Raw genomic sequence first — 18257 nt, 5'->3', positions numbered from 1 at the left:
GGGCGCCGTTCCGACCACCCGTGCCACGGAGGAGTACCGATGAATGCACTGACGAATCTGGGCGTGCGGTCGCCGGTGATCGCCGCACCGATGGCAGGCGGCGCCAGCACCACCGCCATGGTGATCGCCGCGTCGCAGGCGGGCAGCCTCGGCCTGCTGGCCGCCGGCTACAAGACGGCCGACGCCGTGGGCAACGAGATCACCGCCGTGCGGGAGGCGTCGGTCCCGTTCGGCGTCAACGTCTTCGCGCCGAATCCGGTGCCGATCGACGCGGCGGACTACCGCCGCTACGCGGTCGCGCTGCAGCGCGAAGCGGACCGGTTCGGGCTGACGCTGCCCACCGACCCGGTCGACGACGACGACGCGTTCGGCGCGAAAGTCGAACTCCTGCTGTCCGATCCGGTGCCCGTCGTCAGCTTCACCTTCGGTCTGCCGGGCGGAGACGTGATCCGTGCGCTGCAGAAGGCGGGCACGACCGTCGTACAGACCGTGACGTCGCTGCAGGAAGCGGAGGCGGCCGCGGCGGCCGGGGTCGACATGCTCGCCGTGCAGGCCGCCGTCGCCGGAGGTCACTCCGGGACGTTCACCCCCGACCGGATGCCCCCGCCGCTGCCCATCGGAGATCTGGTCGCCCAGGTGACCGGCGCCGTCCGCCTCCCGGTGATCGCCGCAGGCGGACTGGCCACCCCCGCCGACGTCGCCGACGTCCTGCGCGCAGGCGCCACCGCAGCCGCGGTGGGCACGGTGCTGCTGCGGGCCGACGAGAGCGGCGCCTCGGCGACCCACCAGCGTGCGCTCACCGATCCGTCGCGCACCGAGACGGTGATCACCCGGGCGTTCACCGGGCGCCCGGCGCGTGGCCTGCGCAACCGCTTCATCGACGAGTTCGAGGCGTCGGCGCCGCTGGGCTATCCGGCGGTGCACCACCTGACGAGCCCCCTGCGCAAAGCCGCGGCGGCTGCCGGTGAGTCCGATCTGGTGCACCTGTGGGCCGGGACGGGCTATCGGCACGCGCAGCAGAAGCCGACCGCGGCGATCCTCGCCGACCTCGCGAGCCAGGCCTGAGCGCGGGCAAACCGTCGGCGACTCCCCTTCGCACTACTTGCGGGGAATCGGTGTTTGCGGGCAAAGACGTTGCCGCACTGCGGTTTGCGACGCGCGGGGGCAACGCGAACGGATGATGTTCGCGTACTAGAGTGTTGACCGGACGGGGGTCCGCTCGAACGAAGCGAAACCGGAGGTTGAGTGTGATCCGTTCGAATCTGTTCCGTAGGGCCGTGCTCGGCCTGAGTGTGGCGGCGCTGCCGTTCGGCGCTGCGGTGGTCATCGCCGCACCGGCCTCGGCGGGACCCGACGTGTGTGTCGGAGGCCCGCTCGGCTACGCGTACGCCTGCGTCGACACACCGGGCTGGGTCGACTGGTACGACGGCCCGCGTGGTCGCGGCCACTGGAAACACGGGCACGGACACGGCCACGACTGACCCGAGGCGACCTGCCTAGCCGCGGGTCTCGATCACCTGCTGGGCGATCTCGATGAGCTTGGTGTTGCTCTCCTGCGACAGCCGCCGCAGCATCTCGAACGCCTGCACGTCGTCGACGTCGTAGCGCTCCATGATGATGCCCTTGGCCTGGCCGATGCGGTCACGGGTGGACAGCGCCGATTCGAGCTGCTGGCCTTGCCTGCTGGCGAGGATGGCGGCTGCGGCGTGCGCGGCCAGCACGGTGCCGATGGTCTCCGAATCGTTGTCCCACGTGTTGGGCTCGAATCCGAAGAGATTCAGCGCGCCGGCCGTGCGGTCGGCGGTGTAGAGCTTGAACGACAGCCCGCTGAGCACACCGATCTCGACCGCGGCCTTCGAGTACTGCGGCCACCTGGTCTCCTCGCGGAAGTCGTCGGTGCGCACGATCACGTCGTCGAGCGCGGCCTGCACGCATGGACCCTCTTCGAAGGTCATCTGCAGCTCGTCCAGCTGGTGCGGCAGATCGGTGGTGCCGGCGATCGATTCGAATTTCCCGCCGGGGCCGACCAGCAGGATGCCCGCCGTGTCGGCGCCGGGGATCAGCTCGGTCGCTGTCGAGGTGACGTCCCTCAGCACCTGCTCGACGGAGCGCGGCATGGCGACCGTGCGCGCGAGTTCGGCCATCCGCATGGCCAGATCCTGTGACTGTGGCTGCGTCATGAGCTCCAGGGTTCCCGCAGACGGCCGCTCACACACTGGGTTTGTGGTGTGGGCGGTTGGGCATGCTGCTGCGCAGGCGGGTGCGCTGGTCGACCAGCGCGCCCGTCGAGGTCTCGTCGGTTCAGACCTCGAGCCGACGGGACCGCCTTTCTGGACCTCGTGCCGCTGCTGAGCGGGGTTGCTGTCGGATACGACGACCACCTCCCCGTGTCGGGTGCAGGACCGACCGCGCGGCCGTTGCGCGCCCTGTCGTCGCCTGCAGATGCCGACGTGCCGACCGAGCGACATTCCACCTTCCTCCCGCCCCGGCCCGAGTCGGTCCAGCGTTTTGACCATGCGGTTGACCGAAAAAAGTTCTTGGCACTCTCAGTGGGAGAGTGCTAATCTGATGCCGCACAGTGATTGGCTGCCCGTCGAGGTGGCGGGCCCTGGAGTGACATAGGAGGTGGATTGCTGTGCTTCGCTTTGATCCTTTCAGTGACCTCGATGCCCTCACCCGCGGTTTGCTGACGAGTTCGTCCGGGACGAACAGGACGCCGCGGTTCATGCCGATGGATCTCTGCAAGATCGATGATCACTACGTGCTCACCGCCGACCTGCCGGGGGTCGATCCGGGGTCGGTCGATGTCGACGTCGACAACGGCACCCTGACCATCTCGGCGCACCGGACCGCGCGTTCGGAGGATTCGGTGCAGTGGCTGGCCAACGAGCGATTCTTCGGCACCTACCGCCGTCAGCTGTCACTCGGCGAAGGCATCGACGCGAGCGCGATCTCCGCGACCTACGAGAACGGTGTGCTCACCGTCACCATCCCGATGGCGGAACGGGCCAAGAAGCGCCGGATCGAAGTCGCCCACAGCGGCGAACAGCGATCCATCCAGACCAACACGGTCGAGGCCGGCTGACGCAGTGCCCGTGCCCCCGGCGGAATCGAGTCCGCCGGGGGTACGGCGCGTCACCCGCCGCGGTTGAGACGGTGCTCGAGGTGGGCACGCGCCGGGGGCCATTCGATGTCGAGTATCGAGTAGACCACCGTGTCCCGGCGCGATCCGTCGGGCAGCACCTGGTGGCTGCGCAGGATCCCGTCCAGCTTGGCGCCCAACCGCTCGATCGCCCGGCGGCTGGTGAAGTTGAAGAAATGCGTCCGGAACTCGACTGCCAGACAGTCGAGTTCGTCGAATGCATGGCCGAGCATCAGCAGCTTGGTCTCGGTGTTGACGCCGGTGCGCCGCGCCGCCGCGGTGTACCAGGTGTGCCCGATCTCGAGCCGGCGGTTGCCCGCGTCGACGTTCAGGTAGCTCGACGAACCCACCAGCGCACCGTCGAGACCGCGCACCGCGAACGTGATGCCGCCGTCGGCAGCGCGCAAGGCGGCCATCCGCCGGACCCATTCGTCGGCGTCCTGCGCCCCGGGGGCCGAGGTGAACCACAGCGCGCCCAGTTCCCCGTCGGCGGCGACGTCGGCGATCTCGGGGATGTGTGCGGCCGTCAGCGGCTCCAGCGAGACCCAGCGCCGGCCGGTCAGACGCACCGGTTCGACGAACCCGGTCACGAGGGGCGACCCGTCGACAGCGTCCCGACCAGCGACCACACCGCACACAGCGCGGCGGCGACGGACACCCCGCCGCCGAGGTAGAGGCCGTAGCCGGCCGCCACCGGCGCCGCCACGTAGTTGCTGTAGTACACGCCGGTCAGCACCACCAGCAGCAGCGAGATCACCAGCGCAGTCGCCGCGGCCAGGCGGGCCGACAGGCCGCGCGCGGCCATCGCCCCGGCGACGATCAGCGCCGCGGCCAGCAGCACGATCAGCTGGCCCACCCCGAATCGCGCGGGCACCGAATCCAGGCCGCCGACCGTCCCGCCGATCGCGTTGGCCCGGCCGCCGCCGCGCGCGGTCAGCCACGGCAACCAGCCACTCACCGCCACCACCGCTGCGCACACGGCGACCAGCCATCCCGGATTGACACGCAGCACGCGGCGAGCCTATCGGGTGCCGGTGAGCGGCTCGGCTCGCCGCGGCGCTCTAGGCTGAACGACGACCTCGATTCAAGGCGGTGCCGATGAGCGATCTCCCGGACTGGGCCCGCGGCCTCGACCTGTCCCCCCACCCGGAGGGCGGGTGGTTCCGGGAGACCTGGCGCAGCGAGCTGTCGATGCCGCCGTCGGCGCTGCCGCCGGACTACACCGGGCCCCGCAGCGCGGGTACGGCGATCCTGTTCCTGCTCATGCCCGGCCAGCAGTCGGCGTGGCACACCGTGCGCAGCGCCGAACTCTGGCTGTTCCACCGCGGCAGCCCATTGCTGCTCGAGGTCGGTGCCGAGCAGAGTTCTGCCGCAACGCAACTGCTCGGCGGCGATCTCGCCAACGGTCAACAGCCGCAGATCGTGGTGCCGCCCGGGCACTGGCAGCGGGCGCGACCACGCGACGACGAACCCAGCCTGGTCAGCTGTGTGGTGGTGCCGGGCTTCGACTTCGCCGACTTCGCACTGGCCGGCCCTACCGGCTGAGCAGTTCCACGGCCGCCGAGACCAGCGCGGCGTTGTCCGGCGCGAGCGAACCGTCGGGCAGGTGCACCGTGTCCTCCAGCCCGATGCGTGTCTGCACACCGCGAATCCCGGCGTGTTCCAGTAGCGGCCAACAGCTTTCGTCCAGACCGTGCAGCAGCACCGGCGCCGGTGAGCCGGCCGCGTTCACCTGACCGAGCAGGTCGTCCGCGAGTTCGGTGTCGGCGTCGGCCTGCAACTCGATCATCACCCGCATGCAGTGCCTGGCGATCTCGCTGGTCGCCCACGACTGCGCCGCCTCGGCATGGAAGATCCCGACCTCGACGCCCAGGCCCTTGGCCAGCAGCACCGCCGCCAGCTCGGGGGATCCCGGCTCGTGCCAGTTCAGCGACGCGAAGTCGGGCAGCACGTCCCAACTCTCGACGGCACGTTGCCGTTCGGCGGCGTCCGGCAGCGCCCAGTAGCCGGTGGTCACCCCCAGCGGCAGGCCGGGCACCGCCTGACGGACCGCCGTCACCGCCGCGGCGACGACGTCGGGTTGCAGCGAGTCGACGCCGTCCGCCGTCTTCGGGTGCAGGTGCACCGCCTTCGCGCCGGCGTGGTGGGCGGCCAGCGCGGCAGCGGCCAACTCGTCCGGGCTCACTGGCAGGCCCGGATGCTGGTCCGGGGTGCGGGCGCCGTTGATGCAGGCCTTGAGGTAGATGCGGGGACCGGTCATGTTCACATCTTCACCCGCGGCCGCCGGACGCACCCGTCAAGCGTGGCCGCAGCCGCTCCGGGCCGATGTCGGCGTCGCCGGAGAGGTCTTCGACCAGCCCGTCGGCGTAGGCGACCAGGCCGGGCACGTCGACTCCGTGCACGGCGGGACCGTGCGCGATCGCCGCCGACGCCCGCATCAACAAGGCCTGTGCGCCTGGCCGGTTGCCGCGCTGGACGTGGGTGATGCCGACCGCGAGCTGCGCCAGCCCCCGCCAGAGTTCGCGGTTCTCGGCGGGCGCGGCCTTCCAGACGGCTTCGAGCACCTCGTGAGCGTTGAACGCCAGGCCGTCGTCGAGCAGGTGTTGCGCAGCGGCGAGGCCTTCATCGGGTGTGACCTCGAGGTCGTCGGGAATCCGCGGCACGCCGGTCTCGCGCCGGGGCAACGGTCTGCCGAGCGCATCCCTGGGCCGCGCGTTGTGTGCGCGTCCGGCCTCGTCGCGATCCCGAGCGGCATCCACCGCTCCAGGCTACGCACCATGGCGATTTCGGCGCGCTTTCGATCGACAGGTGAACGAATGCGCGCCGAAATCACCGCTATGCGGGGGCGTAACCCAGGGCGGCCTTAGTCTCCAGGAACTCGTCGAAGCCGAACTGGCCCCATTCACGGCCGTTGCCGCTGCGCTTGTAGCCACCGAACGGCGCGCTCATGTCGAAGCCGTGGTTGATCGCCACCGAACCGGCGCGGATGCGCCGCGCCAGCTGCCGGGCCTGATCCAGGTCGGCAGCCGAGACATAGCCTGCGAGACCGTATTCGGTGTCGTTGGCGATCTCCACCGCCTCGTCGAGGTCGTCGTAGCCGAGGATGCACAGCACCGGCCCGAAGATCTCCTCGCGGGCGATGGTCATGTCGTTGGTGACGTGGGCGAACACCGTCGGCTTGATGTAGTAGCCGCTGTCGAGCCCGTCCGGACGCCCGGTGCCGCCGACCACCACGGTGGCGCCCTCCTCGATGCCCTTCGCGAGCAGGCCCTGGATCTTTTCGAACTGCGCCCTCGACGCCACCGGCCCGATCGCGTCCTTGTCACCCGTGCCGACCTTGACGGCCCCCGCGACGTCCCGCGCGACCGCGATGGCGTCGTCCATGCGCGAGTTCGGCACCAGCATCCGCGACGGCGCATTACAGCTCTGGCCGCTGTTCATCATCATCACCGACACCCCGGCCGTCACGCTCTTGGCGAAGTCGTCGTCGTCGATCACGATGTTCGGGCTCTTGCCGCCCAGCTCCTGGGTGACGCGCTTGACGGTGGCCGCGGCGTTGCGGGCGACGTCGACACCGGCCCGGGTGGAACCGGTGAACGACACCATGTCGATGTCGGGGTGGCTCGACAGCGCGACACCCACACCGGGCCCGTCGCCGTAGACGAGGTTGTACACGCCGGCGGGAACGCCTGCGGCGTCGATGATCTCGGTGAAGATCTGCGCCGAGTAGGGCGCCACCTCAGACGGCTTGAGCACCATGGTGCAGCCGGTGGCCAACGCCGGGAACACCTTGCAGGCGATCTGGTTGATCGGCCAGTTCCACGGCGTGATGAGCCCGCAGACCCCGACCGGCTCCTTCACCACCAGCGTGGAGCCGTGCTGCTCCTCGAACTGGAAGTTCTTCAGCACGTCCATTGCCGTGGCGAGGTGACCGAGGCCGAGATTGACCTGCGGGCCCGACGCCAGCGACGCGGGAGCGCCCATCTCCTCGTTGACCGCGTCGGCGAGATCGCCGGCGCGCTTCTGGTACTCGCCCATGATCGCCTGCAGGAGGTCGAGGCGCTCCTCGCGGGTGCTCTGCGACCACGTGCCGAACGCCCGCCGCGCCGCCTGCACCGCGACGTCGACGTCGACCGCCGTGCCGATCGCGATCCGGCCGGAGACCTGCTCGGTGGTCGGGTTGTCGACGTCGAGGGTGTTGGGCCGCACCGGCTCGACCCACTGTCCGTCGATGTAGAACTTCAGGTATTCACGCATGGTTTCACTCTCCCCTATCGACGGGTCCTACTGAGTACCTTCGGCGTACCAGGTGCGGAATCGGTCGTACTTGGGCATCTCCTCGGAGTTCGCGGTCGGGTCGATGCACACGTGCACCACGCCGACCTTGCCGCTGGCGTACGCGCGCGCGATCGCCGGCCCGATCTCCTCCTCCTTCTCGACGTACTCGCCGTGGCAACCGAAGCCCTCGGCGATCTTGTCCATCCGGACGTCCTTGCTCCAGTGCACACCGGGCTGCGGCGACGGCTGTTCGAACGTCCGCTTGTAGACGCCCACCTCGAGTCCCCACTGGTGGTCGACGCCGACCACGCACACCAGCGGCAGGTTCTGCCGCGCCGCGGTCTCCAGTTCGGCGATGTGGAACAGGAACGCCGAGTCGCTGGTCAGCAGCATGACCGGCCGCTTGCCGCCCTCGGCGACCGAGGCGCCGACGGCGTACGGCAGGCCGGTGCCGAGGTGACCGAAGTTCTGGTTCCAGATGACGTCGCGCGGCTTGGACTGCGAGTAGGTCCACTGAAAGATCACGGTCGCGCCGCCGTCGCGCACCATGATGCCGTCCTCGAGTTCGGCGAACGCCTTCGTCGCCTCCACGACGTAGCGCGCCGGGTGCACCGGGGTTCGTCCGCTCGGGGCCTCCTCGGCCACCCGCGCCAGTTCGGCGGCGTCGGCCTTGACCAGGTTGTCGAGGTTGGCCGACGGCTGCCGCGGTGAGTCCTCGAGCGCCTCGACCAGCTGCGGCACCACGCCGCGCAGGTCGCCGACCAGCGCCACGTCGACGGGCCGGTTGACGCCGATGGCCGTCGGGTCCTGCTCGACCAGCACCCACTTGCGGTCGGCATCGTTGCCGGCCCAGTGCTGGGTGCGGCCGTAGTGCATGGGCTCACCGAGTTCGGTGCCCAGCGCGACACACAGGTCGGACTCCTCGACCGCCTGGTTGGCGGCCGGCGAGAACAGGTAGGGGAACGTCCGGTCCTGCAGGCCCGGGATGAACGACGTGCCGCCGGAGGTCTGGATGACCGGGCAGTTCATCAGTTCGGCGAGCTGCTTGACCTCCTGCTGGGTGCGCGACGTGTGGACGCCGTGGCCGACGAGCAGGATCGGGCTCTTCGCCTCGCGGATCAGCCTGACCGCCTCGGCGACCTCGCGTGCGCCCGCGCCCTGCTCGACGAGCCGGTAGCGGTGCGGCGGCAGCGGGTCGGCGACGTCGAGCTCCTCGAGGATGACGTGCGACGGGAACTCCACGTAGGACGGGCCCGGGGTCCCCGACATCGACTTGCGGATCGCCTCGTGGATGATCTCGTCGGTCTGGTTGGCGTACTCGATGGAGCTGCTGTATTTCACCGAGGGAGTGAAAAGCCCCTCCTGCTGGATGAACTGGATGCGGCCGCGACGGACCCGGCGCTCGGTGATCCTGGCCCGCTGGCCGCCGAGGAAGATCACCGGCGAGTTCTCCACCAGCGCACACATCATGGCTCCGGCGATGTTGGCCACGCCGGGGCCCAGCGTGCCGATGCACAGTCCGGGCCCGCCGGTCATCCGCGACGCCGCCTCGGCCATGAAGCCGGCGCTGAGCTCGTGGTGCGGCGCGACGACCGACCAGCCGCGGGCCTCGGCCTCGGCGAACATGTGCACGAAGTTCGGGTCCGGGATGCCGAACAGCGTGTTGACGCCCTCGGCCTCGAACAGGTCGAGAATGCGTTTGTAGACGGGTACACCCATGGTTGAGCTCCTATGTCGGTGACAGGTATCGGTGAGCGAGTTGTTTTCGGTGTGCGGCAGGCGATCCGAACAGTGACCGGTTCAGGCTGGCGCGTTTGAGGTAGACGTGGATGCCGCTCTCCCACGTGTAGCCGATGCCGCCGTGCAGCTGCATGGCCTTGCCGACCACGTCGACCGCGGCGCCGGTGACGTACGACTTCGCCATCGAGGCGGCGACCTGGGCGTCGTCGCGGTCCTCGACGATCGCCGTCACGGCGTCGCCGACGAGTTGGCGTGACATCGAGACGGCCACCAGCATGTCGGCGCAGGCATGCTTGACGGCCTGGAACGAGCCGATCGGACGGCCGAACTGGTTGCGCACCTTGGCGTATGCCACGGTCGCGTCGAGCATGGCCTCGGCGACGCCCAGGCTGTCGCAGGCGACGGCCACCGCGGCGCGGTCGTGCAGCCGGCGCACCGCGGCGACGGCGTCTCCATCGAACTGGAGTAGCTCAGGCGGATCGACGGTCCGCGACGACACCATGGCCAGCGCCCGCGTCTCGTCGACGACGGGCGCCCGGCTCACCGACAGATCGGCAACGGCCACGGCGCCGTTGGCCACGACCAGGACCTGGTCGGCGCCGTACGCGTCGGGCACGAAGGACAGCGACTCCAGGGCCACGGCCGCCCGGACATCGCCCGACGCGACACCGGAGAGCAGGCGGTCACGGGTGGCACCGGGCTGCAGCGCGGTCAGCGTACTGACCGCCAGCACGGCACTGCCCAGATAGCTGTTGGCGGCGGCGGCGCGGCCGATCTCGGTGCAGATCACCGCGACCTCGGCGAAAGTTGCTCCGGCGCCGCCGAATTCCTCCGGCACCTCGAGCCCCACCCACCCCGCGTCGACGAGCGCGGGCCACTCGACCGCGGCGTCCTTGGCGAGCAGGTCGGCGGCGATCGAGCGCAGTTCGTCGTGAAACTCGGCGAAGTCCTCCGCGGCCATCACACCGCGCTCGGTTCCCGGGGCAGGCCGAGGCCGCGCTCACCGATGATGGTCCGCTGGATCTCGCTCGACCCGCCGGGGATCGTCCACTCCCACGATCCGATGAAGTCCAGCACCCAGGATCCCGACTCCCATCCGCTCGACATCGGCTTGGCGAGGTCGGTGTGACCGGCCAGGCCGCCGATCTCGGCGCCGAAGTCGGTCATGCGTTGCAGCAGTTCGCTGTAGTAGAGCTTGACGATCGACGCGTCCGCCGGTCCCGTCGCCCCGGAATCGTGTTCCTCCACGATCTTCCGGCACATGCCGCGCAGCCCGGCCAGTTCGATCTCGAACTGTGCCAGCCGGTCGGCGACCACCGGATCGCCGACGGGACTGCTCTGCACCAGCCACCGGAAGCCGGCATTGCCGAGACGCTCGGCGAGTTCCAGCATGGTCATGCCGCGTTCGGCGCCGAGGGTGGCCTGCGCCACCTGCCAGCCGGCGTTCTCGGCGCCCACCAAATTGGCCGCGGGAACCCGCACGTCACTGAGGAAGATCTCACAGAAGTGCGAGTCACCGACGGCATTGCGGATGGGCCGCACGTCGATGCCGGGCGACGTCATGTCCAGCAGGAAGTACGAGATGCCCTTGCGCTTCGGGGCATCGGGATCGGTGCGGGCCAGCAGCAGGCACCAGTCGGCGTGCAGACCGCCGCTGGCCCAGAGCTTCTGGCCGTTGACCACGAACTCGTCGCCCTCACGCCGTGCGGTGGTGCGCAGGGCCGCCAGGTCGGATCCGGCCTCGGGTTCGGAGAAGCCCTGCACCCAGATCTCGCCGTCGAGGATCGCGGGCAGATGTCGGCGCCGCTGCTCGTCGGTGCCTGCCACCAGCAGTGTCGACGCGGCGTGGTGGATGCCGACGAACGCCAGCACCAGACGGGGTGCGTCACGGGCGGCGAGTTCCTGGTACAGCACGATCTGCTCGGCCACCGACATGCCGCCACCCCACTCGCGCGGCCAGTGCGGCACCGCGTAACCCGCCGCGTGCAGTTCGGCGAACCACGCCTTCTGGAAGCGGACGAACTCCTCGTCGGCCACGCCGGTCTGCGTCTGCCGCCAGTCACGCGGGATGTGGTCGACGCACCAGGCGCGGATCTCCTCGCGCCGAGCGTGAAGATCTGTGCGAGTTTCCGCCGAATCCTCGCGCGTATCTTCACGTTCGGCGGGGGTCCCGGTCACGCGTACAGTCCCGTCAGCCCGCGGGGGCCCGCGGCGTGCAGCAGCCGGTCCCGGGTGGCGGACAATCCGAACGGCAGCCGGCGCAGCGGCTGACTGTAGCGCGACAGCCAGGACAGCGTGGTCTCGTCGCAGAAGCCGACCGCACCGTGCAGCTGATGGCACACCCGGAACACCACCTCCGCCGCCTCCAGCGCGGCCATCCGCAGCGCCAGCGCATCGTCGAGCGCCTCGGGGCGACCGGTCGCGATGCTCCACAGCGCGTACTTGGCCAGGATGTCCACCCCGCTGCGCTCGACCTCGGCGTCGGTGAGCTGGAACTGCACGCCCTGGAACGACGACAGCGGCTGACCGAACTGCTTGCGCAGGGTGATGTGGGCGATGGTGAGTTCGAGTGCCCTGTCGAGCATTCCGAGCAGGGTCCAGCAGGGCAGTACCAGGGCGAGGGCGAGGTCACCGGCACCGGTGTCGTCGACCGCCGACAGTTCGAGCTCGGTGACGAACGCCGCGCCTGCGGGTCCCTGTGCGGTGACGTGGCTGCGCTGCCCGGTCAGCGTGACTGTCGCCCAGCGCGATTGCAGGCCGGCGACGGCTGCCGACGGCCGCTGGTCGGCGACCACGATCAGCCCGTCGACGTCCAGGTCGGCCGGCCGGGCCAGCCGCTCGGCCACCGGATACGGCAGTGCCCAGTGACCGGCGCTGCGGCACAGCGCCGCTGCGGCCTCCAGCTCGTCGGCGTCACCGCGCACGTCGAGGTCCCAGGCGCCAAGGCCCGCCAGTGCGGGGCCGACGAGCGATTCACGTTCTGCGGGTTTGGCTTCGGCCTGCTGTACCAGCTCGTCGCCGCCGGCGGCCTCGAACGCGCGCAGCGCCTGCCTGCCGAACTCCGCGGCGTCGTCGCCCAGATCGAGGATCATTTCGCGGCCGCCAACAGGGCGCGCGACAGCAGGATGCGCTGCATCTCGATGCTGCCCGAGGAGACCGTCGACGCCTGCGAGTAGCGCCAGTGGTCCTCGACCTCACCGAGGAACCACCCGGCGTTCGGGTCGTCGTGGCGCACCTCGGCGGCGATGTCCATCAGCACCTCCGCGCTGTCCTGGTCGAGCTTGGTGACGGCGATGCGGTAGGCGGCGGCGTCACCGGGGGTGATGCGGCCACTGCTCTGCAGCGACACCACGCGATAGGCCAGCAGGCGGGCCCGGCGGCAGTGCGTCAGCATGCGAATCCATCTGCCGCGCAACTCCTCCGGCACATCGTCCCAGCGCGGCCCGAGCACGGCGGGCGCGGCGGCGAGCAACCGCTCGCAGCGGGCGTAGCGGGCGATGCCGACGCGTTCGAACGCCATCACGTCCTGCACCACCGACCAGCCGCCGTCGACGGTGCCCAGCACGTCGGCCTCGGTCACCCGCAGGTCGTCGAAGAAGACCTCGTTGAGGTGGTGCGGGCCCATCATGCAGCGGATCGGCCGCACCTGGATCGCCGGATCGTCCATCGGCACCAGGAAGATCGTCAGGCCCTGCTGCTTCTTCTCACCTTTCGACGTCCGCGCCAGCAGGAAGCACCACTGCGCCATGGTGGCGTACGACGTCCAGATCTTCTGGCCGCTGACCAACCAGCCGTCCCCGTCGCGCCGGGCCGTGGTGCGCAGCGATGCCAGGTCGGAGCCCGCCTCGGGCTCGGAGAACCCCTGACACCAGATCACCTCTCCGCGGGCGATCGGTGGCAGATGGGTGCGCTGCTGCTCCTCGGTGCCGTGCCGCATGATGATCGGCCCCACCCAGTTCACGCCCATGTACTGGGCGCCGCGCGGTTCGTGGTGCGCCCACATCTCCTCGCGCACCACCGTCTGCTCCCACACCGACGCCCCGCCGCCACCGAACTCCTCCGGCCACGACAGGCACAGCAGGTCCCGCTCGGCGAGCAGCCGGCAGAACCGCTGCGCCGTCTCGAGGTCCGCCGGGTCATCGGTGAAGGCGCCGAGGAAGTCGCCGGGCACGTTGTCGTGCACCAGTTCCCGCAGATCCGTGCGCAACTGCGCGGCGCGCTGCCCCATCTCGAAGTCCATGCTCATGCCAGCTCCGCCGCGGCTTCCGACGCGCCGACACCACGGTTGTCGACCGAATTCGCGCGATTCGCGTCGACAACCGTCGTCTCGGCGTCGCTCGGCAGCCCCAGACCGGCGAGCACCTCGGCGGTGTCGGCGCCGAGTTCGGGTGCGTAACCCCGGACGTGGCCCGGTGTGCGGGAGAACCACGTCGGCACCCCGGGGAAGCGCACCTTGCCGTGCGGGGTGTCGATGGTCTCGAACATCCCGGCGGCGTTGAGCTGCGGCGAGTCGAACAACGAGTCGAGTGTGTTGATCGGCGTGGCGGGGATCTCCAGTTCCGCGAACAGCGCGAGCCACTCGGCGGTGGTGCGCTCCCGCATCGTCTGGGCCACCAGCCCGTACACGACATCGATCTGTTTGGCCCGCATCTGCAGTGTGGTGTATTCGTCGGAGTTCCACGACGGTCGCACCGCGTCGGTGAATGCCCGCCAGTGTTTGTCGTTGTAGATCAGCGCGGCGATGTAACCGTCCTTCGTCTGATACGGACGCCGGTTCGGCGCGACCGTCCGCGGATATACGGCCGGCCCGAGCGGCGGGTCGAACATGGCGCCGTTCGCGTGCTCGACGAGCATGAACGACGCCATGGTCTCGAACATGCTGACCTCGACCTCCTGTCCCTCGCCGGTGCGTTCGCGGTGGAACAGCGCCATCATGGTCGCGTACAGCGCGGTGAGGCCGGTGACCTTGTCGGCCATGATCGTTGCGACGTAAGTGGCGTCGCCGGTGAGTTGCTTCTGAACCGCGGGCAGACCGCACTCGGCCTGGATGGTGTCGTCGTAGGCGGGCCGGTCGGCATCCGGGCCGCGTCTGCTGTAGCCGTAGCAGTTGGTGTAGATGATCCGCGGGTTGATGGCCGCGACCGACTCGTAGTCGAATCCGAGCTTGGCGATCGCCTTCGCCCGCATCGAGTGGACGAACACGTCGGCCGTCTCGACGAGCGCGCGCAGTGCCGCCCTCCCGTGGTCGGACCGCAGATCGAGGACGATGCTGCGCTTCCCGCGGTTGACGTTGACGAACACGCCGTTCATCCCCGGCGACGGACCGGGTGCGACGTAGCGGGTGATGTCGCCCTCGGGCGGCTCGACCTTGATGACCTCGGCGCCCATGTCGGCCATGATCTGCGTGCAGTACGGCCCCATCACCACTGCGGTGAGGTCGACGACCCGGATCCCGGCGAGCGGGCCGGCGGAGCTAACCATGGACGGCTCCCTGCTGCTGGACAGCCATCGCGAAGCTGTACCGGATGTGGTCGGTGTGCCCGTCGGGGACGGGCGGGAACACCACCGGCTGCGAGAGGTCGCGAATCCCGTCGAGCTGAGCCTCGACGTCCTCGACCGACCAGGACGGCCGGTACACCCCCGGGCTCTCGGCAATCGCGGCGCGGGCAATCCTGCCGGCCAGCGCGATGTAGATCTCGCCGGTGACAGAACAACTTTCGTGTGCCAGCCAGCCCACCGCGGGCGCCACCAGTTCGGGTCCCATCGGCGGGTAGGCCGACGTGTCGATGCCCTCGGCCATCCGGGTGACGGCGGCGGGCACGATCACATTGCTCGTCACGCCGTGCGCCGCGCCCTCGATCGCCGCGACGTTCGACAGTCCGATCACGCCCGCCTTGGCGACCGCGTAGTTGACGACGTCGTGGTTGCCGTACAGCCCGCCGATCGACGAGGTGAGCACGATGCGCCCGTAGCCGGCGTCGCACATCACCGGAAAGGCCTCGCGGACAACGTGGAACGCACCGCGCAGGTGCACGTCGACGACGGCCTCGAAGTCGGCGTAGCTGATGTCGCGCAGCGAGCCGCGCCGCACGTTGCCCGCGTTGTGCACCACCACGTCGAGGCGGCCGAATGCGTCGAGTGCGGCACCGACGATGGCCCGCCCGCCCTCGGGCGCGGTGACCGAATCGGTACTGGCGACGGCCTGTCCGCCCGCGGCGATGATCTCGCGCACCACGTCGTGGGCCGGGCCCTCGTCCCCGCCCTCACCGGTGAGGCTGCCGCCGAGGTCGTTGACCACGACCTTCGCCCCGCGGGAGGCCAGCAGCAGCGCGTAGGCCCGCCCGAGGCCGCGGCCCCCGCCGGTGACGACGGCCACCCGGCCGTCGAATCTCAGGTCACCCATGTCAGGCGAACGACTCCTCACCGGCGAGCTTGGTGCGCTGCAGCAGCCGGCCCGATGCCGGGTCGTACGGCGTCGCGCGGTGCATGGTGCCGGTGTTGTCCCAGATCACCAGGTCGCCTACCGACCACGTGTGCCGGTAGACGAACTGCGGCTGGGTGGCCCACTCCCGCAGCCGCACAAGCAGTTCGATGCTCTTCGCGCGGTCCATGCCGACGACGTGACCGGCCGTGCAGCCCAGCACCAGGGACTTGCGGCCCGAGCGGTGCCGCCACACGAGCGGCAGTTCGCGCTCGCCGATCGCCATCATCTGCTGCAGGATCTCCAGCGACGGCTCGGGCTCGTAGTAGAGCAGCGTCGTCCAGGTCGAGTGGACCACCCGCAGTTCCTCGTACGCCGCCTTGTCCTCGTCGGGCAGGTCGTCGTAGGCGGCGTAGGTGTTGCAGAACTCGGTGTCGCCCTCGCCCTCGTTGCCCAGTGCCTTGCTCGACAGCAGTGAGGCCAGAATCGGCACCTCGTTCATCGTGCCGTCGAGGTGCCAGTACAGCGACCCCTTGAGGTAGTCGGCCTGCTTGTTGACGGTCTTGTCGAGCGTGACGTTGTAGAGCTTCTCGCCCTTGCGCTCGGTGGCCAGCGTGCCGAGCGTCTCGGTGAACGCCACCTGTTCGTCGTCGGTGAAACCGATCTCCGGGAACACCAGCACGCCGCGCTGCTCGAGCAGATCCCGCAGGGTGGCGGCGTGCTCGCCCGAGAGCAGTGTCGCCTTGTCGGCCCGGATCTCGGTGCCGATGCGCGGGTTGATCTCGCGGGCCTCGAGAGCCGCTGCAACAGCTGTCATGTCCTCAGCTCCAGACCGTCGAGATCACCCTTGCCGCGCCATTCCGCGATCAATTCATCGAACGCGTAGAACCCGGGCGAATAGAAGTCGCCGAGAAATGACCCGTTGCGTTCTGCGCCGCCTCGCCCCTCGTTGTTGTAATAGCCAGGCGTGCAGGACAACTCGAATGCGGAATTGTCGATCGACAGCTCGCGGACCGTCTGCACCCAGCTGTCCTGCGCCTCCTGGGTGGGTTCGACTCGAGTGGCACCTCTGTTCTGCGCCTCCGCGATGATGTACGCGATGTGCTGAGCCTGCTGTTCGAACATCGCCGTGGTGTTCGCGGACACGCCGCCCTGGATGAATCCCATGAAGAACTGGTTGGGGAAGCCGCGGCTGGTCATGCCGTGCAGTGTCTTGTAGTCGTTCTGCCAGTGGTCGAACAGCGACAGCCCGTCGCGGCCGACGATGCTGTCGATCGCGAACCGGCGGCTGATCTCGGTGGAGATCTCGAAGCCACTCGCGAAGATCACGCAGTCCACCTCGTACTCGACACCGTTGGCGACGATCCCCTTCTCGGTCAGCTTCTCCACGCCCTTGGACTCCGACACGTCGACCAGCGTCACGTTCGGACGGTTGAACGAAGCGAGATAATGCTCGCTGGAGGACGGCCGCTTGCACATGAACCGGTAGTACGGCTTGAGCGACTCCGCGGTGGCGGGATCCTCGACGATCGCGTCGACACGGCGACGCAACCGCTCCATGATCTTGTAGTCCTCCTCCTCCCGGAACGCCATGATCTGCTCGATGGTGACCGAGGCGGGATCGTCCAGGCCGGCGATCCGGGCGGTCAGGTTGCGCCCGAGCTCGGTCCAGAAGTCGCAGATCAGATCGGGTTCGCCGAACACCACACCGACGAACGGTGACCAGTTGTGGAAGTTGCGCTTGCGCGCCTCCTGCCACCCCGGTTCGAGGGAGGCGGCCCAGGCGGGGTCGGTGGGCGGATTGGTGCGCTCGTCGACCGAGGACGGCGTGCGCTGGAAGACGAACAGCTCCTGCGCATCGCGCCCCAGGTGCGGCACCAGTTGGATGCCGGTGGCCCCGGTGCCGACGAGGGCGACACGCTTGTCCGCCAGTTTGTGCAGCCCGCCGTCGGCGTTGCCGCCGGTGTAGTCGTAATCCCAGCGGGCCGAATGGAACACGTGTCCGGTGAAGTCCTTGATGCCGGGGATGCCGGGGAACTTCGGACGGTTGTAGGAGCCCTGGGCCATTACGACGAACCGGGCGCGCAGGTCGTCACCCCGGTCGGTGACGATCTGCCAACGCTGCGATTCTTCGTCCCAGCTCAGTTCCCGCACCTGGGTGGAGAACAGCGCACCGTCGTACAGGCCGAAGTGCTTTCCGATGTTGCGGCAGTGCTGGAAGATCTCGGCCCCGTCGGCGAACTTCTTCGACGGCATGAAGTCGAGTTCTTCGAGCAGCGGGACGTAGCAGTACGCGTCGTTGTCACACTGGATGCCGGGGAACCGATTCCAGTACCAGACGCCACCGAAGTCACCTGCCATCTCGATGACACGGATGCCGTCGACGCCGGCCTTCTTCAGGTACGCCCCCGCCAGCAGTCCGGCGATACCGCCACCCAGGACGACGACGTCGACGTCCTCGGTGATCGCGTCCCGCTCGGTCACCGTGGTGTACGGGTCGACCTCGTAGAAGCCGGCGTAGTCACCTTCGAGTTCCAGGTACTGGTCGGCGCCCTCGGGTCGCAGCCGCTTGGCCCGCTCGGCGGCGTACCTGTCCCGGATCGCGGGGATGTCGATGTCGGTCGGGACGTCGGTAGGCCCGCAGGACTGCTCGGCGGTCGTCATGTCTCTCCTTCT

19 protein-coding genes are annotated in these 18257 nt (G+C 69.2%); 4 read left to right on the top strand and 15 right to left on the bottom strand.

Annotated features, from left to right (window positions below; all coding sequences use genetic code 11):
- The first annotated feature begins 39 nt into the window (after window positions 1-39).
- Window positions 40-1065, top strand: coding sequence for an NAD(P)H-dependent flavin oxidoreductase (locus ACPCHZ_RS08950; protein WP_423484395.1), 1026 nt, complete (start codon window positions 40-42; stop codon window positions 1063-1065).
- Window positions 1066-1277: 212 nt separating this feature from the next.
- On the top strand, window positions 1278-1481 hold the full coding sequence (locus ACPCHZ_RS08945; RefSeq protein WP_364975232.1) for a hypothetical protein: 204 nt from the start codon (window positions 1278-1280) through the stop codon (window positions 1479-1481).
- A 15-nt stretch (window positions 1482-1496) separates the two neighbouring features.
- On the opposite strand, the gene ACPCHZ_RS08940 is transcribed toward ACPCHZ_RS08945, so the two are convergent.
- Window positions 1497-2180, bottom strand: coding sequence for a GAF and ANTAR domain-containing protein (locus ACPCHZ_RS08940; RefSeq protein ID WP_423484394.1), 684 nt, complete (start codon window positions 2178-2180; stop codon window positions 1497-1499).
- A gap of 455 nt (window positions 2181-2635) precedes the next feature.
- On the opposite strand from ACPCHZ_RS08940, the gene ACPCHZ_RS08935 reads away from it, so the two are divergent.
- Window positions 2636-3085, top strand: a complete 450-nt coding sequence (locus ACPCHZ_RS08935) for an Hsp20/alpha crystallin family protein (RefSeq protein WP_423484393.1) — start codon at window positions 2636-2638, stop codon at window positions 3083-3085.
- 50 nt (window positions 3086-3135) lie between these two features.
- Here ACPCHZ_RS08935 and ACPCHZ_RS08930 read toward each other — a convergent pair whose 3' ends face one another.
- Entirely contained in the window at window positions 3136-3732 is a 597-nt protein-coding gene (locus ACPCHZ_RS08930; protein ID WP_423484392.1) for a GNAT family N-acetyltransferase, read from the bottom strand.
- Window positions 3729-4154 (bottom strand): hypothetical protein, encoded by a 426-nt coding sequence (locus ACPCHZ_RS08925; RefSeq protein WP_423484391.1) that lies wholly within the window; start codon window positions 4152-4154, stop codon window positions 3729-3731. Before ACPCHZ_RS08925 ends, ACPCHZ_RS08930 begins: the two co-directional genes overlap by 4 nt.
- An 86-nt stretch (window positions 4155-4240) precedes the next feature.
- Between ACPCHZ_RS08925 and ACPCHZ_RS08920 the strand changes: the two genes are divergently transcribed.
- The gene (locus tag ACPCHZ_RS08920; RefSeq protein ID WP_423484390.1) at window positions 4241-4687 is read left to right on the top strand and encodes a cupin domain-containing protein; all 447 of its coding nucleotides are present in this window, start codon (window positions 4241-4243) and stop codon (window positions 4685-4687) included.
- Here the strand turns inward: ACPCHZ_RS08920 and ACPCHZ_RS08915 are convergent.
- The 12 genes from ACPCHZ_RS08915 to ACPCHZ_RS08860 form a co-directional block, all read right to left on the bottom strand.
- A complete protein-coding gene (locus ACPCHZ_RS08915; RefSeq protein ID WP_423484389.1) occupies window positions 4677-5402 on the bottom strand; it encodes a 3-keto-5-aminohexanoate cleavage protein in 726 nt (241 codons plus the stop codon). The genes ACPCHZ_RS08920 and ACPCHZ_RS08915 overlap by 11 nt on opposite strands.
- Before the next feature lie 10 nt (window positions 5403-5412).
- Window positions 5413-5901: a DUF309 domain-containing protein gene (locus ACPCHZ_RS08910; RefSeq protein WP_423484388.1), complete on the bottom strand. Its 489-nt coding sequence runs from the start codon at window positions 5899-5901 to the stop codon at window positions 5413-5415.
- 76 nt (window positions 5902-5977) lie between these two features.
- Window positions 5978-7399 (bottom strand): aldehyde dehydrogenase family protein, encoded by a 1422-nt coding sequence (locus ACPCHZ_RS08905; protein WP_423484387.1) that lies wholly within the window; start codon window positions 7397-7399, stop codon window positions 5978-5980.
- Between the two features lie 27 nt (window positions 7400-7426).
- Window positions 7427-9139: a thiamine pyrophosphate-binding protein gene (locus tag ACPCHZ_RS08900; protein ID WP_423484386.1), complete on the bottom strand. Its 1713-nt coding sequence runs from the start codon at window positions 9137-9139 to the stop codon at window positions 7427-7429.
- Between the two features lie 10 nt (window positions 9140-9149).
- Complete coding sequence (locus tag ACPCHZ_RS08895; RefSeq protein WP_423484385.1) at window positions 9150-10121, bottom strand: acyl-CoA dehydrogenase family protein; 972 nt, start codon at window positions 10119-10121, stop codon at window positions 9150-9152.
- Window positions 10121-11338 (bottom strand): acyl-CoA dehydrogenase family protein, encoded by a 1218-nt coding sequence (locus ACPCHZ_RS08890; protein ID WP_423484384.1) that lies wholly within the window; start codon window positions 11336-11338, stop codon window positions 10121-10123. The genes ACPCHZ_RS08895 and ACPCHZ_RS08890 overlap by 1 nt, the downstream gene beginning before the upstream one ends.
- A complete protein-coding gene (locus ACPCHZ_RS08885) occupies window positions 11335-12252 on the bottom strand; it encodes an acyl-CoA dehydrogenase family protein (RefSeq protein ID WP_423484383.1) in 918 nt (305 codons plus the stop codon). The genes ACPCHZ_RS08890 and ACPCHZ_RS08885 overlap by 4 nt, the downstream gene beginning before the upstream one ends.
- Window positions 12249-13400 carry an acyl-CoA dehydrogenase family protein gene (locus ACPCHZ_RS08880; RefSeq protein WP_423484691.1) on the bottom strand — a complete coding sequence of 384 codons (1152 nt, stop codon included), beginning with the start codon at window positions 13398-13400 and terminating at the stop codon, window positions 12249-12251. The genes ACPCHZ_RS08885 and ACPCHZ_RS08880 overlap by 4 nt, the downstream gene beginning before the upstream one ends.
- Before the next feature lie 2 nt (window positions 13401-13402).
- Window positions 13403-14641 (bottom strand): CaiB/BaiF CoA transferase family protein, encoded by a 1239-nt coding sequence (locus ACPCHZ_RS08875; RefSeq protein ID WP_423484382.1) that lies wholly within the window; start codon window positions 14639-14641, stop codon window positions 13403-13405.
- A complete protein-coding gene (locus ACPCHZ_RS08870) occupies window positions 14634-15563 on the bottom strand; it encodes an SDR family NAD(P)-dependent oxidoreductase (RefSeq protein ID WP_423484381.1) in 930 nt (309 codons plus the stop codon). Before ACPCHZ_RS08870 ends, ACPCHZ_RS08875 begins: the two co-directional genes overlap by 8 nt.
- 1 nt (window position 15564) lies before the next feature.
- Window positions 15565-16398, bottom strand: a complete 834-nt coding sequence (locus tag ACPCHZ_RS08865) for a TauD/TfdA dioxygenase family protein (protein ID WP_423484380.1) — start codon at window positions 16396-16398, stop codon at window positions 15565-15567.
- A complete protein-coding gene (locus ACPCHZ_RS08860) occupies window positions 16395-18245 on the bottom strand; it encodes a flavin-containing monooxygenase (protein WP_423484379.1) in 1851 nt (616 codons plus the stop codon). Before ACPCHZ_RS08860 ends, ACPCHZ_RS08865 begins: the two co-directional genes overlap by 4 nt.
- Window positions 18246-18257: the final 12 nt, after the last annotated feature.

Source organism: Mycobacterium sp. NPDC050041, from assembly GCF_049541695.1.
GTDB lineage: Bacteria > Actinomycetota > Actinomycetes > Mycobacteriales > Mycobacteriaceae > Mycobacterium.
Note: the sequence above shows the minus strand (reverse complement) of the source record. Positions and strands in the feature narration are given on the sequence as shown.

Bases quoted from the DNA above. Each gene is read 5' to 3' on its own strand.
- ACPCHZ_RS08860 (WP_423484379.1), bottom strand. From the start codon at position 18,245: ATGACGACCGCCGAGCAGTCCTGCGGGCCTACCGACGTCCCGACCGAC.
- ACPCHZ_RS08885 (WP_423484383.1), bottom strand. From the start codon at position 12,252: ATGATCCTCGATCTGGGCGACGACGCCGCGGAGTTCGGCAGGCAGGCG.
- ACPCHZ_RS08900 (WP_423484386.1), bottom strand. From the start codon at position 9,139: ATGGGTGTACCCGTCTACAAACGCATTCTCGACCTGTTCGAGGCCGAG.
- ACPCHZ_RS08920 (WP_423484390.1), top strand. From the start codon at position 4,241: ATGAGCGATCTCCCGGACTGGGCCCGCGGCCTCGACCTGTCCCCCCAC.
- ACPCHZ_RS08870 (WP_423484381.1), bottom strand. From the start codon at position 15,563: ATGGGTGACCTGAGATTCGACGGCCGGGTGGCCGTCGTCACCGGCGGG.
- ACPCHZ_RS08915 (WP_423484389.1), bottom strand. From the start codon at position 5,402: ATGACCGGTCCCCGCATCTACCTCAAGGCCTGCATCAACGGCGCCCGC.
- ACPCHZ_RS08950 (WP_423484395.1), top strand. From the start codon at position 40: ATGAATGCACTGACGAATCTGGGCGTGCGGTCGCCGGTGATCGCCGCA.
- ACPCHZ_RS08905 (WP_423484387.1), bottom strand. From the start codon at position 7,399: ATGCGTGAATACCTGAAGTTCTACATCGACGGACAGTGGGTCGAGCCG.
- ACPCHZ_RS08880 (WP_423484691.1), bottom strand. From the start codon at position 13,400: ATGGACTTCGAGATGGGGCAGCGCGCCGCGCAGTTGCGCACGGATCTG.
- ACPCHZ_RS08940 (WP_423484394.1), bottom strand. From the start codon at position 2,180: ATGACGCAGCCACAGTCACAGGATCTGGCCATGCGGATGGCCGAACTC.
- ACPCHZ_RS08895 (WP_423484385.1), bottom strand. From the start codon at position 10,121: ATGGCCGCGGAGGACTTCGCCGAGTTTCACGACGAACTGCGCTCGATC.
- ACPCHZ_RS08875 (WP_423484382.1), bottom strand. From the start codon at position 14,641: ATGGTTAGCTCCGCCGGCCCGCTCGCCGGGATCCGGGTCGTCGACCTC.
- ACPCHZ_RS08865 (WP_423484380.1), bottom strand. From the start codon at position 16,398: ATGACAGCTGTTGCAGCGGCTCTCGAGGCCCGCGAGATCAACCCGCGC.